The sequence below is a fragment of the Streptomyces sp. NPDC060194 genome, assembly GCF_042728285.1.
GTDB lineage: Bacteria > Actinomycetota > Actinomycetes > Streptomycetales > Streptomycetaceae > Streptomyces.
The window spans coordinates 1-15,073 of sequence record NZ_JBHWZH010000136.1; the positions used below are offsets into that span (position 1 = coordinate 1).

At 74.5% G+C, this 15,073-nt stretch carries 14 protein-coding genes; 10 read left to right on the plus strand and 4 right to left on the minus strand.

Annotated features, from left to right (window positions below; translation table 11 throughout):
• Nucleotides 1–79: 79 nt before the first annotated feature.
• Entirely contained in the window at nucleotides 80–1,138 is a 1,059-nt protein-coding gene (locus ACFWEG_RS23710) for a hypothetical protein (protein ID WP_387218585.1), read from the minus strand.
• A 277-nt stretch (nucleotides 1,139–1,415) separates the two neighbouring features.
• Here ACFWEG_RS23710 and ACFWEG_RS23715 point away from each other — a divergent pair, with 277 nt between their 5' ends.
• The 10 genes from ACFWEG_RS23715 (at nucleotide 1,416) to ACFWEG_RS23760 (ending at nucleotide 10,677) form a co-directional block, all read left to right on the plus strand.
• Nucleotides 1,416–2,387 (plus strand): ABC transporter substrate-binding protein, encoded by a 972-nt coding sequence (locus ACFWEG_RS23715; RefSeq protein ID WP_387218588.1) that lies wholly within the window; start codon nucleotides 1,416–1,418, stop codon nucleotides 2,385–2,387.
• Between the two features lie 2 nt (nucleotides 2,388–2,389).
• Complete coding sequence (locus ACFWEG_RS23720; RefSeq protein WP_387218591.1) at nucleotides 2,390–3,343, plus strand: amino acid ABC transporter permease; 954 nt, start codon at nucleotides 2,390–2,392, stop codon at nucleotides 3,341–3,343.
• Between the two features lie 8 nt (nucleotides 3,344–3,351).
• Nucleotides 3,352–4,104: an amino acid ABC transporter ATP-binding protein gene (locus tag ACFWEG_RS23725; RefSeq protein WP_387218620.1), complete on the plus strand. Its 753-nt coding sequence runs from the start codon at nucleotides 3,352–3,354 to the stop codon at nucleotides 4,102–4,104.
• Nucleotides 4,101–5,303: a M20 family metallopeptidase gene (locus ACFWEG_RS23730; protein ID WP_387218594.1), complete on the plus strand. Its 1,203-nt coding sequence runs from the start codon at nucleotides 4,101–4,103 to the stop codon at nucleotides 5,301–5,303. The genes ACFWEG_RS23725 and ACFWEG_RS23730 overlap by 4 nt, the downstream gene beginning before the upstream one ends.
• 179 nt (nucleotides 5,304–5,482) lie before the next feature.
• The gene (locus ACFWEG_RS23735) at nucleotides 5,483–6,754 is read left to right on the plus strand and encodes a cyanophycinase (RefSeq protein WP_387218597.1); all 1,272 of its coding nucleotides are present in this window, start codon (nucleotides 5,483–5,485) and stop codon (nucleotides 6,752–6,754) included.
• A gap of 196 nt (nucleotides 6,755–6,950) precedes the next feature.
• Nucleotides 6,951–7,832, plus strand: a complete 882-nt coding sequence (locus ACFWEG_RS23740) for a MurR/RpiR family transcriptional regulator (protein ID WP_387218600.1) — start codon at nucleotides 6,951–6,953, stop codon at nucleotides 7,830–7,832.
• Between the two features lie 64 nt (nucleotides 7,833–7,896).
• Nucleotides 7,897–8,310, plus strand: coding sequence for an SRPBCC family protein (locus tag ACFWEG_RS23745; RefSeq protein ID WP_387218602.1), 414 nt, complete (start codon nucleotides 7,897–7,899; stop codon nucleotides 8,308–8,310).
• A gap of 49 nt (nucleotides 8,311–8,359) precedes the next feature.
• Nucleotides 8,360–8,953 (plus strand): hypothetical protein, encoded by a 594-nt coding sequence (locus ACFWEG_RS23750; protein WP_387218604.1) that lies wholly within the window; start codon nucleotides 8,360–8,362, stop codon nucleotides 8,951–8,953.
• 62 nt (nucleotides 8,954–9,015) lie between these two features.
• A complete protein-coding gene (locus tag ACFWEG_RS23755; protein ID WP_387218606.1) occupies nucleotides 9,016–9,663 on the plus strand; it encodes a HEAT repeat domain-containing protein in 648 nt (215 codons plus the stop codon).
• A 6-nt stretch (nucleotides 9,664–9,669) separates the two neighbouring features.
• Nucleotides 9,670–10,677: a HEAT repeat domain-containing protein gene (locus ACFWEG_RS23760; protein ID WP_387218608.1), complete on the plus strand. Its 1,008-nt coding sequence runs from the start codon at nucleotides 9,670–9,672 to the stop codon at nucleotides 10,675–10,677.
• Between the two features lie 50 nt (nucleotides 10,678–10,727).
• On the opposite strand, the gene ACFWEG_RS23765 is transcribed toward ACFWEG_RS23760, so the two are convergent.
• From ACFWEG_RS23765 to ACFWEG_RS23775, 3 genes are all read right to left on the minus strand, one after another.
• A complete protein-coding gene (locus tag ACFWEG_RS23765; protein WP_387218611.1) occupies nucleotides 10,728–12,149 on the minus strand; it encodes an aldehyde dehydrogenase (NADP(+)) in 1,422 nt (473 codons plus the stop codon).
• 245 nt (nucleotides 12,150–12,394) lie between these two features.
• Nucleotides 12,395–13,654 carry a (Fe-S)-binding protein gene (locus ACFWEG_RS23770; RefSeq protein WP_387218614.1) on the minus strand — a complete coding sequence of 420 codons (1,260 nt, stop codon included), beginning with the start codon at nucleotides 13,652–13,654 and terminating at the stop codon, nucleotides 12,395–12,397.
• Nucleotides 13,651–15,073 (minus strand): FAD-binding oxidoreductase (locus ACFWEG_RS23775; protein WP_387218617.1); only part of this gene is annotated, 1,423 nt, incomplete at its 5' end. The genes ACFWEG_RS23775 and ACFWEG_RS23770, both read right to left, overlap by 4 nt.

Genomic DNA, 15,073 nt, shown 5'->3' on the forward strand with positions numbered 1-15,073 from the left:
GGAGGAGGGTTCCTCCCGCCGCGCCCTGGTCCGTGTCGTGGCCGTCAGTCGCGGCGCTCGCGCGTGCCGTGCGGCGGCGTCAGCAGGAGCTGACCGGGGTGCCGCTGTAGAGGCTGTTGTCCGGGACGCCGTCGACGATGCTGCGCAGGTAGTAGCCGCAGTTGGGACGGTTCTTGAAGTCGTAGGTGGCGCCGGGGCGCAGCCGCCAGATCTTGTAGTCGTAGTAGGTCAGCCAGTCGTCGGGGTCGGCCACCTCGGGCCGGTGGTCGCCGAGGACGACGAAGGTGTCGGCGCCGGAGACGGTGCCCTTGCCGTTCTTGTCGATGAACACCGAGCCGCCCTCGTTGACGCCGACGCCCCAGGCGGCGCCGTTCGTGGTGAGGCCGTCCTCGAGGGCGCGGGCGACGAAGGCCATGGTGCGGCCCATCCGGTCGCGCTCCTGGAAGTGCGAGTCGTTGATGGTGTTGGCGTAGTTGGGCCAGTTGAACATGCCCGTGGTGAAGGTGATGTACGGGTCGTAGGGGTCGTAGAGCGCCTCGTCGGAGGTGACGCTGCCCTGGCAGGCGTCATACACGATCGCGCTGTTGATGTGGTGGCCCGCGCTGCCGCCGCCGGAGCCGCCGCCCTTGGCGACGACGGACTTCACCGAGTTCTGCAGCGAAGTCCCCTTCCAGTCCGCGTACTTGCACTGGTTGCCGCCCGCGAAGTACACGAACTCGGCGTTGCGGATGTCGGTGTTGGCCTGGCTGTTGTTGCCGTCGTTGCGGGTGGTGAGCGTCCAGGTGGTGCAGGAGTTGACGCCGGCCAGGCCCATGGTGGCGTCGCACTCGGGCGTCTGGCTGCCGGAGGTGGGCGCGGAGGCGGCGATGACGACGACGTCGAGGCTGCCGGTGCCGCCGCGGATCTCGTTGATGGCCTTGGTCATGGTGGCGGGGACGACGCCGCCGGAGCCGTTCATGGTGAAGGCGGGTCCTGACCAGGCGGTGCGTGAGACGTCGGAGGTGCTGCCCAGTCTCACGCGCTTGGCGGAGGCGTGGGCGGGTTCCGCCGCGTAGAGGCTTGCGGAGAGCAGCACGGCCAGCGACGTGGCCAGACAGGTGAGGGGGGCGGCCAGGCGGCCGCTGGGGCGGAAGTGCACGGAGTTCTCCCGGGGGGATGGAGGGGGTGACCACGTCGACCGACAGTCGGTGGTGGTGATGGAAGGTACAGATGCTCCGGCTCGTCGGCTAGATGTAACGTCGACACCATTCCGCGGACATGTTTCCCCTGGCGTACGGCCCCGTCACCGGAACGTAACACTCGTTACATCTGTTCAAACTCTGCGGCCATGTGTAACTTCCTCTTCGTACCGACCGCGGTGGACGTGTCACCACGTCACGTCACCGGCGGCGGGAATCCTCGAGGAGGGATCGCTCGTGAAGCACGCACACCTGACCCGCCGCGCCTCGGTCGCGGCCGTGACGGTCTCGGCCCTGCTGACGCTCTCCGCCTGTGGCGGGGACGAGGGCGGGGACGACGCGGCGCAGAAGGCTCCCGCGAAGGGCGCCGCCGCCGTCGAGGTCGCCGGCGTCAGCATCAAGAAGGACCAGGCCCTGCACGACGCGCTGCCGGCCGCCGTCAAGGACTCCGGCACCGTCCGGGTCGCCACCGACGTGCCCTACGCGCCGTTCGAGATGTTCGTCGAGGAGGGCAAGCCCGAGCTGACCGGTCTCGACTACGACCTCGGCCAGGCCATCGGCGCCCGGCTCGGCGTGAAGTTCAACTTCACCCCGCAGAAGTTCGACGGCATCGTGCCCGCCATCCAGGCCGGCAAGTTCGACGTGGCGATGTCGGCGATGACCGACAACAAGGAGCGGCAGGCCGTCGTCGACTTCGTCGACTACTCCGTCTCCGGCTCCGGGATCATGGTCGCCAAGGGCAACCCGGAGAAGATCACCACCCTCGACGACCTCTGCGGCAAGAAGGTCGCCGTCCAGGCCGCGACCAACCAGCTCGACCTGCTCAAGGGCCACCAGGCGGCCTGCAAGAAGGCCGGCAGCGGCCAGATCGACATCCAGACCTTCCCGAAGGACTCCGACGCCCAGCTCGCGCTGCGCGCCAAGAAGGTCGTCGCCCAGGTGCTGACCAAGCCGGCCGCCGGCTGGACGGCGAAGACCGCCGACGACGGCGCCACCTTCGAGGTCGTCGACGACCCGGCCGCCACCGGCGGCTACAACGCCTCCCCCAACGGCATCGCCGTCTCCAAGAAGCTCCCCGAGCTGACCGACGCGATCCAGAAGGCCCTCCAGTCGCTGATCGACGACGGCTCCGCCGCGAAGATCTTCGACAAGTACGGTGTCGGCTCCATCGCCGTCAAGGAGGCCACCAAGAACGCGGCGGTCGACTAAAGATGACCACAGCACTCGACACCGCGCCGCAGACCGCCGCCGACGAGGACCTCACCGTCGTCCCCGTACGGCACTGGGGCCGCTGGATCGCCGCGGGCGCCTCCCTGCTCGGGCTGGCCGGCCTCGTCGGCTCGCTCGCCACCAACGCCAACCTGCGCTGGGACGTCGTCGGCAAGTACCTCTTCGCCGACCTCATCTTCGACGGTCTGGCCACCACCCTCTGGCTGACCGTCGCCGCGATGGCCCTCGGGCTCGCCCTCGGCACCCTCGTCGCCGTCATGCGGCTGTCGACCAACCCGGTGCTGCTCGGCCTGTCGTCGCTGTTCGTGTGGGTGTTCCGCGGCACCCCGCTGCTCGTCCAGATCATCTTCTGGGGGTACGCGGGGGCGCTGTACCAGCACGTGAAGATCGGCGTCCCGTTCACGGACATCACGTTCGTGCAGGTCGCGACGAACGACCTGATCACGCCGGCGATCGCCGCGCTGCTCGCCCTCGGCCTCAACGAGGCGGCGTACGCCTCGGAGATCGTCCGGGCCGGCATCCAGTCCGTCGACGTCGGCCAGACCGAGGCGGCGCACTCGCTGGGCATGCGCCCCGCGCTCACCATGCGCCGGATCGTGCTGCCGCAGGCGATGCGGGTCATCATCCCGCCGATGGGCAACGAGACGATCAACATGCTCAAGATGACCGCGCTGGTCTCGGTCATCGCCGCGCACGACCTGATGTCCAACATCCAGGACGTGTACGCGCAGAACTACCAGGTCATCCCGATGCTGGTCGTCGCGTCACTGTGGTACCTGGCCCTGGTCAGCCTGCTCAGCATCCCGCAGGCCTGGCTGGAGCGGCGCTACGGGCGGGGCACCGGCCGGTCCCAGCAGGTCTCCGTGTTCGGGCGGCTGCTCGGCGGTGGACTGCTCGGCGCCCGGTCCAAGAACGGTAAGGAGAAGGTGCGTTGAGCGCCCCCATGGTGCACGCCCAGGGCGTGCGCAAGCACTTCGGGAAGCTCGAGGTCCTCAAGGGCATCGACCTGACCGTCGAACGCGGCGAGGTCTGCTGCCTGTTGGGCCCCTCCGGGTCCGGCAAGTCGACCTTCCTGCGCTGCATCAACCACCTGGAGAAGATCGACGGCGGCAAGCTGGCGGTCGACGGCGACCTCGTCGGCTACCGGCGGCGCGGCGACAAGCTGCACGAGCTGCGGGAGAAGGAGATCGCCGCGCACCGCCGCGACATCGGCATGGTGTTCCAGCGGTTCAACCTCTTCCCGCACCTGACCGCCGAGCAGAACGTCATGGAGGCGCCCGTCCGCGTGGGCGGCGCGTCCACGGCGAGCGCCCGGGAGGACGCGCGCCGGCTCCTGGACCAGGTCGGTCTGGGCGACCGGGCCGGGCACTACCCCGCCCAGCTCTCCGGTGGCCAGCAGCAGCGCGTCGCGATCGCCCGCGCGCTCGCCATGAAGCCCAAGCTGATGCTCTTCGACGAGCCGACGTCCGCGCTCGACCCCGAGCTCGTCGGTGATGTCCTGGACGTCATGCGGCAGTTGGCGGCCGACGGGATGACGATGGTCGTCGTCACCCACGAGATCGGCTTCGCCCGCGAGGTCGGCGACACCGCGGTGTTCATGGACGACGGCGTGGTCGTCGAGGCGGGCGACCCCCGCCGGATCCTCGTCGAGCCGGAGCAGGAGCGCACCCGCGCCTTCCTCTCCAAGGTGCTGTGACCGCGGCCTCGCGGCAGGGCTCCCGGACGGGCCGGCTCCTCGCGCACGCGGAGTCGCGCCTGGAGGGGTACCTCGCCGAGCTGGCCGAGCTGGTCGCCGTCGACTCCGGGTCCTACAGCCCGGCCGGGGTGAACCGGGTCGCCGACCGGGTCGCCGGGCGGCTGGCGGGCCTCGGGTTCGCGGTCGAGCGGGTGGACGGCGGACCGGACTCGGGCGATGTGCTGGTCGCCCGCCGGCGCGGTTCGCTCGCCCCCGAGCACGGCGGGCGGCGGGTCCTGCTCGCCGCGCACATGGACACCGTCTTCCCCGACGGGACGGCCGCCGCGCGGCCGTTCTCCCGCAGCGGCCCGCTCGCCCACGGGCCCGGCGTCAGCGACGACAAGGGCGGGCTGCTCGCCGGGCTCGCCGCGCTGGAGGTCCTCGACCTGACCGGGGTCTCGGACTACGCCGAGCTCGTCTTCCTCGCCACGCCCGACGAGGAGATCGGCTCGCCGTTCTCCCGGGCCGTCACCGAGCGGGTGGCGCGCGGGGTGGACTGCGCGCTGGCCCTGGAGTGCGCGCGGGAGAACGGGGACCTCGTCGTCGCCCGCAAGGGGGTCGCCGACTTCCTGCTCACCGTCACCGGGCGGGCCGCGCACTCCGGGATCGAGCCGGAGCGGGGGGCGAACGCGGCGCTGGCCGCGGCGCACCTCGTCGTCGAGCTGCAGGCGCTGAACGGGAGGTGGCCCGGGGTCACCGTCAACGTCGGCGTCGTACGGGCCGGCGAGCGCACCAACATCGTGTGCCCCGAGGCGGAGCTGCAGGTCGAGGTGCGGTCCGTGTCGGCGGAGGGCATGTCCCTCGCGCGGGCGGCGATCGAGTCGCTGGCGGCGGTCGAGGTCGTCGAGGGGACCTCGGCGAAGGTGCGGCAGCTCGACCTCTGCCCGCCGATGGAGGCGACGCCGGAGGGGGGTCGCATGCTCGCGCAAGCGGTCACCCTGGGCGAGGAGTTGGGCCTCACCTTCGGGGCGGCCGCGACGGGGGGCGTCGGTGACGCCAACATCATCTCCGGCGTCGGCGTGCCCGTCCTCGACGGGCTCGGCCCCGTCGGCGGCGCGGACCACACCCCCGAGGAGTGGCTCGACACCACCACGGTCCCCTCCCGCATCGCGCTGCTCGCGGGGCTGGTCGCCGCGCTCGGTGACGCGCGGCGCGACTGACCCCCCGGGGGGCTCCGCCCCCTGCCGCGGCCGTGCCGCGGGAACGTGACTCCGGCTTCGGACTCCCCCGAGCCCTCGGCTCCGCCCGAGCGGGGGAGGCACCGTCGCCGGGCCGGATTTTTTGGGCTCGTCCTCGACCTCGAGTGCAGGTCGAGCTGTTTCTTCCACCTGGAGGTCCGATGACCCGCTCCACCCTCACCGCCTGCGCCACCGCCCTTCTGCTCACCGTCATCACCGCGCCCACCGCCACCGCGGACAGCGGGCACCGCGCCGGGTCGCTCGTGCTGGTCGGCGGCGGGCTGAAGGACGACAACAAGCAGGTCTACGGCGAGATCATCAAGAGGGCCGGCGGCGAGAACGCCAGGATCGGCGTCATCACGGCCTCGTCCGTGCCGGAGAGCCAGGACCCGGACGCCGCGGACCCGGACCTGTGCTCCAACTCCAAGTGCAACGGCCTCTACTACGCGGACGTGTTCAAGTCGCACGGCGCCGCGGACGCGCAGTGGATCCCGGTCGACCTGGACCACATCGCGAACGCGGACGACCCGGCCGTCGTCCGCCAGGTCAACTCGATGACCGGGTTCTTCTTCGGCGGCGGCGACCAGTCGCGCTACCTGACCACGCTGCTGAACGGCCCCGCGCACAAGGACACCAAGGTCCTCGCGGCGATCCGCGCCAAGCTGAGGGCGGGCGCGGTGGTCTCCGGGTCCAGCGCGGGCGCGCAGATCGCGGCCGGCGAGGACATGGTGACGGGCGGCGAGTCGTACGAGGGCCTGCGGGACGGCAGCAAGCCGGGGTACTTCGACGACGCGACGGTGCTCGGGTACGAGCCGGAGGGCGGGTTCGGGTTCCTGCGCTCGGGCCTGGTCGACACGCACACCGGGGCGTACGGCCGCGAGGGCCGCGCGATCCGGCTCGCGGCGGACACCGGCAACGACCGGGTGTACGCGCTGGAGGAGAACACCGCGCTCGTCGTGGACGACGCCGGCAGCCCGCGCGAGCGGGTGCGGGTGCTCGGCCCGCGCGGGGTCGCCGTGCTCGACCTGCGCCGGGCGCGAGGGACCGAAGGGACCGGCGCGGGGACCTGGTCGGTGAGCGGGGTGCGCTACAACTACCTCACCGACGGGGACCGCTACGACCCCCGGACGTGGCTCACCCTGCCCGCCGCGGGCAAGCGCCCGCTCCTGCCCGGCGGGACCGCACCCGTGCCCGCGAACGGCGACGTCTTCTACTCCGTCGCGAACCCCGACGGCGTCCCCTACTCCTTCCTCAACACCGCCCGCGCCCTCGCCGCGACCCGCGCCCAGCGGACGGCGCAGGCGACGACGTACGAGGACGGGCCGCGGTTCACCGTCACGTTCGACAAGGCGCCGGGCTTCCTGGCCTGGGGCAAGGACGCGTCCGCACCGCAGACGCTGACGAACCTCGGCATCCGCATCACGTCCGAGTAGAGCCCTCTCCTGGGTGGGGGCGAAGTCACCCCCACCCAGGGGCGCGGGACGGTATCGACGTGCGGCTCCGCCGCGTGGGCGCGTCCGGCCACGGACCACCCGCACCCGGCCGGACGGTGCGGTCCTGCCGTCGTCGGCCGCACCCCCGCACCAGTAGGCTCGGAAAGACCGCACACCCCCGAAGGGACCGAACACCATGGCCTCAGGCGCGCTCGCCGACGACATCCGGCAGAAGCTGGGCGAGCTGAGCCCGGCCGAGCGCAAGGTCGCCCGGGTGCTGCTCGCGGGCTACCCGGCGGCGGGGTTCGAGACCGTCGCGGTGCTCGCCGAGCGGGCCGCGGTCAGCGCGCCGACGGTGATCCGGTTCGTGAACCGGCTCGGCTACCGCGGCTTCCCCGACTTCCAGGCCGCGCTGCGCGACGAGTTGGACGCGCGCAACGCGTCGCCGCTGTCGCTGTACGAGACGACGGGCTTCGGCCGCGGGGAGCCGGCGACCGGGGGCGACGACGCCGACTCCGCGCTCCTGCGCCACGGCAGCGAGGTCTTCACCGGCGCGCTCACCGCGACACTGGCCGAACTCCCCCCGCACGACTTCGAGCACGCGGTCCGCCTGCTCGCCGACCGCAAGCGCCGCGTCACCCTCGTCGGCGGCCGGTTCACCCACCTCCTCGCGCAGTACCTCGGCCTGCACCTGATGCAACTGCGGGACGACGTACGGTTCCTGCCGGACCGCGACGTCGAACGCACCGCCGTCCTGGCCGCGTTGAGCCGGCGGGACGTGCTGGTCGTCTTCGACTACCGCCGCTACGAGGCGGACGCGACCACCCTCGCCGCGCTCGTCCAGGAACACGGCGGCAAGGTCGTCCTGTTCACCGACACCTGGCTCTCGCCCGCCGCCCCGCACGCCGAGGTCGTCCTGCCGAGCCGGGTCGCCGCGCCCTCGCCGTACGACAGCCTCGTTCCCACCCTCGCCGTCCTCGAGACGGTCGTCGCCGGCGTGATCACCGCGCTCGGGGACGACGCCCGCCGCCGGATGCAGCACGGCGAGGACATCGCCCGGCGCGCCGGTCTGTACTGACCCGGCGGGGTGACCTGCGGACCGGACGCGTTTCGCGTACTCCGGGAGGGGGACTGGGCATCTCATGGGAAACTACGACAACTCGATCACCGTGGCCGTCGCCCCCGACCGCCTCTTCTCCTACCTCGCCGACGTCGAGAACCTGCCGGCCTACCTCCCCCGCCTCACCTCGGCGCACGCCCACGACGGCGACCAGGTCACCGTCACCGCCCACATCGACCCCCCGGACGCCCCCGAGCGGGACGTGAAGGGCGAGGCCTGGATCCACGTCCTGGAGCAGGGCAAGACCCTCGAATGGGGCGCCGCCGGCCCCCACGACTACGGCGGCCGCCTCCACGTCTCCCCCGCCGACACCCCCGACTCCTCCCGTCTCTCCGTCGAACTCCACACCCGCCGCGTCGAGGGCGAGCAGGTCGACGAGGGCCTCCAGGAGGCGCTGACCGGCATCAAGTCGGCGGTGGAGTCCGCGGAGCGGTAGCACGCGAACCCGCTGGTCGGCGGGGTGGCACCGATGATATGAACACGGCGTGATCACCACACCGGACGTCGACGACATGCCGCGGTGGGCCGAAGGGCGCTCCACCGCCGTCCGCCCCGCCGTCGCCCTCCCCCGACCCCGCGCGGTCCGCACCGGTCGCCGTGCCGGCCCCGTCGCCCTCCTCCGCGCCCGGGGGCGCGGAGTGACGCGCGGCGCGCGGGCCTCACGAGGAGCCGCGGCTCTGCTGCTCTGCGCCGGGGCCGCGCTCGCCGGCTGCTCGTCCGGCGCGGACGGACCGCAGGAGCAGGGGTACGGGGGGCCGACGCTGCCGGCCCGGAGCGCGTCCGACCCGTCGACCAAGTGGGAGGAGGGGCCGTCCGCACCCGCGACGCAGAAGCCGTACCCGTTCGACATCAACACCCACTGCGGTATCAAGTGGGTCCGATTCGGCGACCGCTGGTGGGTGCTCGACACGGTCTTCCCGGGTGTGGAGCACGTGCGGGGCGAGCGGCCGGACCCCTACGACCAGAGGATCGAGGGGTACATGACCCTGATCGATCCGAAGACGGCGAACTTCGACGCGGCGGGGCTCCCCACGATGCAGTTCGTCCCGGCGAAGGAGGACCCGCCCGGGTGCGCGTGAACGGGGTCGGCTTGACCTTCGCACCGTGACAAGGTCTTGGGTGGGGTGCGGAGGTGGTGCGGATGGCCGGGTGGACGGTCGAGGACGCGTTGGCGGACGGCCGGGCGGAGGTGCGGTTGCGCGCGGCGTTGGACACGGGGGCGCGGCCGGAGGCGCGGTACGTGGGTGTACTGGTGGCGCGGTGCGCGGTGGAGCCCGCATTCGAGGTGCGGGAGGTGCTGACGTGGGCGATCACGCGGCACCCGGCGGAGGCCACCGTGCCGCTGCTGATGGCGGAGGTGCGGTCGGGGGGCGCGCAGGCGCGGAGTCAGGCACTGCACACCCTGTCGAAGATCGGGGACCCGCGCGGGTGGGAGGTGATCACCGCCAAGGTGCTGGCGGACGCGGACGACGAGGTGGCGCGGAGCGCGTGGCGGGCGGCGACCGCGCTCGTTCCCGACGGCGAGAAGGGCCGGCTGGCAACGGAGTTGACGGCACAGCTGGGCCGCGGCGGTCACGACACGCGGCGGAGCCTGAGCCGGGCGCTGGTGGCGCTGGGTGACATGATCCTTCCGTCGCTGCGGCACGCGGCGGCGCACGCCGATCCCGACGTCCGCGCCCACGCGCTCGCCACGGAACGGCTCCTCGCGGACCCCGAGGCCGGGTTCGCGTCCCTGATCGAGGAGGCGAAGCGTGCGGTGGCGCTCCACGGACGCGGCCCCGGGGGCTGACGGCCCGTGCTGATCGGCGAGGTCGCCCGGCGGTCCGGGGTCAGCGCCCGCATGCTGCGGCACTACGACGCGCTGGGCCTGGTGCGCCCGACGGACCGCACCGGCGGCGGGTACCGGGAGTACGCGGCCGAGGACGTGGCCCGCCTCCTGCACGTCGAGAGCCTGCGGTCGCTCGGCCTGTCCCTGCAGGATGTCGGGCGCGCGCTGGACGAACCGGGGTTCGCCCCGTCCGGGGTCCTCACCGACCTGATCCGGCGGACGCGGGAACGCATCGCCGGGGAGACGGAGCTGCTGACCCGCCTGTGCCGCATCGACGCCGCGGGTCCGGCCGGCTGGGACGACGTCCTGCACGTCGTCGCCCTGCTCCGGGCGCTGCGCTCACCGGACCCGGACCGGCGCCAGCGCGCCGCCCTGGACGCGGCCGAGGCCCCCGTCGAGGCACTCGTGGAGGCGGTGCTGCGCGAGGCGGACCCGGTCGTCGCCGGCGCCCTGCGCTGGGCGCTGGCGCGGTCGACCGCCGACGCCTGCGCGCCCCTGGCGCGCGGTCTCGCCGCGGCGGACCCGGCCGTCCGCGTCCGCGCCGTCCTGGCGCTCGCCGAGCTCCCGGGCGGCGCGGCGACGTCCGCGCTGCGCGACGCCCTGCGCGATCCCGACCTCGCCGTCCGGCGTCGCTCGGCCCTCGCCCTGGGCGCCCGCGGCGTCCCGTCCGCGATCCCTGTCCTCGTCGACATGGTCGCCGACGCGGCCAACGACGTCGACGCCGCCGACGCCCTGAGCGCGCTGGCGGCCCGCCCCGCCGCCGCCCGCCGCATCGCCGCCGCCCTCGCCGCCCGCCTCGCGCCCACGCCCGCCGGCACCCCGCAGCCCCCCGCCGTCCGCCGCCGCCTCACCCAGGCCCTCGCCGACATCCCGGGCCCGGACGCGACCGCCGCCCTCGACCGGCTGTCCGGCGACGAGGACCCCGGCGTGGCGCTGACGGCGGCGTACATCCTGCGCCTGCGGGCGCAGGGATAGGGGGGTGAAGGCCGGGCCCCGCGGCCTGGCCCGGCCTGCCTCGGGAGGCCTCAGCGTCCGGTCCGCTGCGGCACCCCCCACGGGTTCGCGTCGCGCAGCGGCTCCGGGAGTAGTGCGTCGGGGAGGTTCTGGTAGGCGACCGGCCGCTGCCAGCGGGCGACGGCGGTGGCTCCGACGCTGGTGTGCAGGGGGCTGGTGGTGGCGGGCCAGGGGCCGCCGTGGTGCATGGCGCGGGTGACGGCGACCCCGGTGGGCCACTCGTTCCAGATGAGGCGGCCGGCGCGCAGGACGGACCAGACCCCGCGGGCCGTCTCCACGTCGGCGGGCTCGCCCTCGACGCCGTGGACGGCCGCGGTGAGGGTGCCCGGCAGCGTGCGCAGGGTGGCGAGGAGGTCGTCGGCGGAGGCGTAGGTGACGAGCACGGAGGCCGGGCCGAAGCACTCGCGCAGCAGCTCCGGGTGGGCGCGCAGGTCGTGCGCGGTGACGGTGAGCAGGGCGGGGGCCGGGTCGGGCCCCGCGGCCCCGGGGGTGACGGCGTGCACGGCGGGGTGCGCGGCCAGTTCGGCGAGCGTGGCGGTGTAGGCGTCGGCGATCCAGGGGCCGAGCAGGGGTCCCGCGCCCGCAGCGCCGAACGCCCGGGCGAGGGGCGCGTCCAGACCGTGCCCCTCGGGGAGGAAGAGCAGGCCGGGCTTGGTGCACAGCTGCCCCTGGCTGCGGGTGACCGACCCGGTGAACCCCTCCACCAGCTCCGGCCCGCGGGCGGCGAGCGCGGCCGGGGTGACCACCACCGGGTTCAGCGAGCCGAGTTCGCCGTAGAACGGGACGGGGTCCGGTCGGCCGGCGGCGAGGTCGAAGAGCGCGCGGCCGCCGGCGGTCGAGCCGGTGAACCCGACGGCCTGGATCACCGGGTCGGTGACCAGCGCCTGACCGGCCTCCCGGCCGTGGACGACGGTGAGCGCGCCCGGCGGCAGCACCTCGGCGGCGAGGTCGACGGTCAGGTCGGTGAGCCGGGGGTGGCCCTCGTGCGCCTTCACCACCACCGGGCAGCCGGCCGCGAGCGCGCTCGCGGTGTCCCCGCCGAGGACGGAGAACGCGAACGGGAAGTTCGACGCGGTGAACACGGCCACCGGCCCGAGCGGCACGAGCATCCGGCGCACGTCCGGGCGCGAGGCCAGGACGGCGTCGGCGTCCGCCGGGTCGATCATGACGTCGAGGGCGGAGCCCTCCTCGGCGATCTCCGCGAACATCTGCAACTGCACCCGCGTGCGCAGGACTTCGCCGTACAGCCGCGTCTCCCCGAGGTGCGTCTCCTCGTCGGCGAGGGCGACCAGGTCGTCGGTGTGGTCGTGCAGCACGCCGGCGAGCGCGCGCAGGAGCGCGCCCCGCTCCCCGGGGGGCAGCGCGGCGAGGACGGGGGCCGCGGCGCGGGCGGCGTCGGTGGCGGAGGGGACGGACGGTGTGGACGAGGGCATGGTCTTCTCTCGGTTCGCAGGTCGGAACGGATCGCGGCGGCGGGCAGGCCCCGCGGCCGGGTGGTCGGAACGGGCTGCACGGCCCGTGCGGACGTCGGAGCGCGAGCAGGTCGGCCTGCGCGGCGGCGGTCCGGCGTATCGCGTGCGGCGGTACGGCCACGTCGCCGCGGTGGCCGGGCGGGGGCGAGCGGGGCCGGTGGTCCGGGACGCCGGCACCTGACCCGCGCCAACCCCGCGCGCATCGCTCAGACGCCACCCCCCGCCGCCATCTCCAGCAGCTCCGCCAGGTGCACGGCCCGCACCCGCGACCTCCGCCGCCGCAGCCCGGTCCGCACCTGGCGCAGGCAGCCGGGGTTGACGGCGACGACGAGGTCGACGCCCGCGGCCTCGATCTCGTCGACCTTCGCCGCGAGGATGCGCCGCGACTCCCGCGGCCGCAGCAGGGAGTAGGTCCCGGCGGCCCCGCAGCAGGTACCGGCCGACGGCAGCTCGACGTACTCGGCGACGCGGGCGATCAGGTCGCGCGGCGGCTGCCGCACGCCGAGGCCGTTCGCCAGGTGGCAGGAGTCCTGGAGGGCGACGCGGGCCCGGCGCCCGTCGATCCGCACCTCGCCGCGGACGCCGCCCCTGTCGGCGACGTGCTCGGAGAGTTCGCGCACCCGGTCCCTGCCGAGCACGGACGCGAGGTGCGCGGCGCACCCGCCGGAGGTGGTGACGAGGGTGCCCGGCAGGTCCTCGCCGAGCCGGCGGGCCAGCCGCTCGCCGGTCGCGGTGTCGCCGTTGTGGGCGTGCAGCGCGCCGCAGCAGCCCTGGCCGGGCGGGACGGTGAGCCCGGGATCGAGGGCGAGGGCGGCCCGGCTCACCCCGGGGAAGAGGGCGCGCTCGAAGCAGCCGAGGACGAGGGAGCCGGCAGCCTCCGCAGATCCGGCAGCTCCCGCAGAGCCTGGCACCCCCGCAGAGCCCGCGACCCTGGCAGAGCCCGCGACCCCGGCAGGGCCCGCGGCCCCGGCAGACCCGGCAGCCCCCGCAGATCCGGCAGCCCCCGAGGTCTCCGCAGCCCGCGCCGGGCCGGCAGGCCCCGCACCGGCCCCCGCGCCCGCGCGCGCCCTCCGCCCGGCCCCCGCCCCCCGTACCCGCCCGACGACCCGCCACACCCCCCGCAGCCCGGCCGCCGCCATCAGCGCCCGCGCGAGCAGCGGCCGGTGCCGCCCCCGCCACTGGTGGTCGCGCCACTGCTCCAGGAGCTGCCCGTACTCCACACCCGCCGGGCAGACCGGCTCGCACGCCCGGCAGCCCAGGCACTGCGAGGCCTGCTCCCGCAGGGTCGGGTCGTCCGGTCCGAGGTCGCCGACCTGGAGCGCGCGCATCAGGTTGATCCGGCCCCGGGGCGACGACGCCTCGTCGCCGGTCGCCGCGTAGGTGGGGCAGGCGGGCAGGCAGAAGCCGCACGAGATGCAGCGGGAGAGGAGGCCGGGGTCGAGGACGGGCCCCTGGTGGTCGGTCATGATCCCAGCTTTCCGGGGTTGAGGATGCCGGCCGGGTCGAACGCCGCCTTCATCCGGCGCAGCAACGCGACCTGGTCGGAGCCGAGTTGGGAGGTGAGGTAGGGGAGTTTCGCCGCGCCGACGCCGTGCTCGCCGGTGATGGTGCCGCCCAGGTCGATCGCGGCGGCGAAGACGTCGGCGAAGGCGCGCTCCACCCGTGCGATGCCCTCGGTGTCGTCGCGGGACTCCACCACGCAGGTGGGGTGGAGGTTGCCGTCGCCGGCGTGGCCGAAGGTGGCGACGGTGACGCCGTGCCGGTCGGCGATCGCGTCGATCCGGTCCACCATCTCGGCGATGCGCGGCCGGGGGACGCTGGCGTCCTCAAGGACGGTCAGCTCGCCGAGCCGGGAGAGGGCGGGCAGGGCGCAGCGGCGGGCGGCGAGCAGCGCCTCGGCCTGCGCGACGTCGGCCGCGGTGGTGACGTCGAGGGCCCGGTGGGCGATGCAGATGTCGCCGATGCGCTCCAACGCCCGTGCGACGGCGTCCGGTTCGCCGTCGTCGCCGAACAGGAGCAGGGCGCCGGCGTCGGTGCGCAGGCCGAGGTGGGCGAAGTCCTCGACGGCCCGGACGCAGGCCCGGTCGAGGAACTCCAGGGTGGCGGGGAGCAGTCCGGCCGCGATGACCGCGGCGACGGCCCGCCCGGCGGCGGCGAGGTCGGGGAAGTAGGCGACGCCGGTCCCGGCGGCCGCGGGGGCGGGCCGCAGGGCGAGGACGGCCTCGGTGACGACGGCGAGGGTTCCCTCGGAGCCGGTGAGCAGGCGGGTGAGGTCGTAGCCGGCGACGTCCTTGTGGAGCCGGCCGCCGGTGCGGATCACCTCGCCGGTGGGCAGGACGGCCTCCAGGCCGAGGACGTGGTCGCGGGTGACGCCGTACTTCAGCCCGCGCAGCCCGCCCGCGTTGGTGGCGATCGTGCCGCCGATCGTCGCGACGGTGCGGCTGCCGGGGTCGGGCGCCCACAGCAGGTTCTCGCGGGCGGCCGCCGCGGCGAGGGCGGCGCTGGTGACGCCGGGCTGGACGCGGGCCAGGAGTTCGGCGGGCGCGATCTCCAGAACGCGGTCGAGCCGGGTGAGGACGAGGACGACGCCGCCCTCGGAGGCGACGGTGGCGGCGCACAGGTTGGACCCGGCGCCGCGCGGGATCACGGGGACGCCGTGCCGGGTGGCGAGCGCGAGGACGGCGGCGACCTCGGCGGTGTCCGCGGGGAACACGACGGCGTCGGGCCGGGCGTGGAACAGCGGCGTCGCGTCCCGGCTGTAGGGGACGAGGTCGCCGTCCGTCTCGCGGTAGTGGTCGGGGCCGACGACCGACCGCAGGGCCGCTCGTACGGTGGCGTGCATGGGGGTCTCCTCACGGCGGGCCCCCGCGCGCACCGGTGCGGTG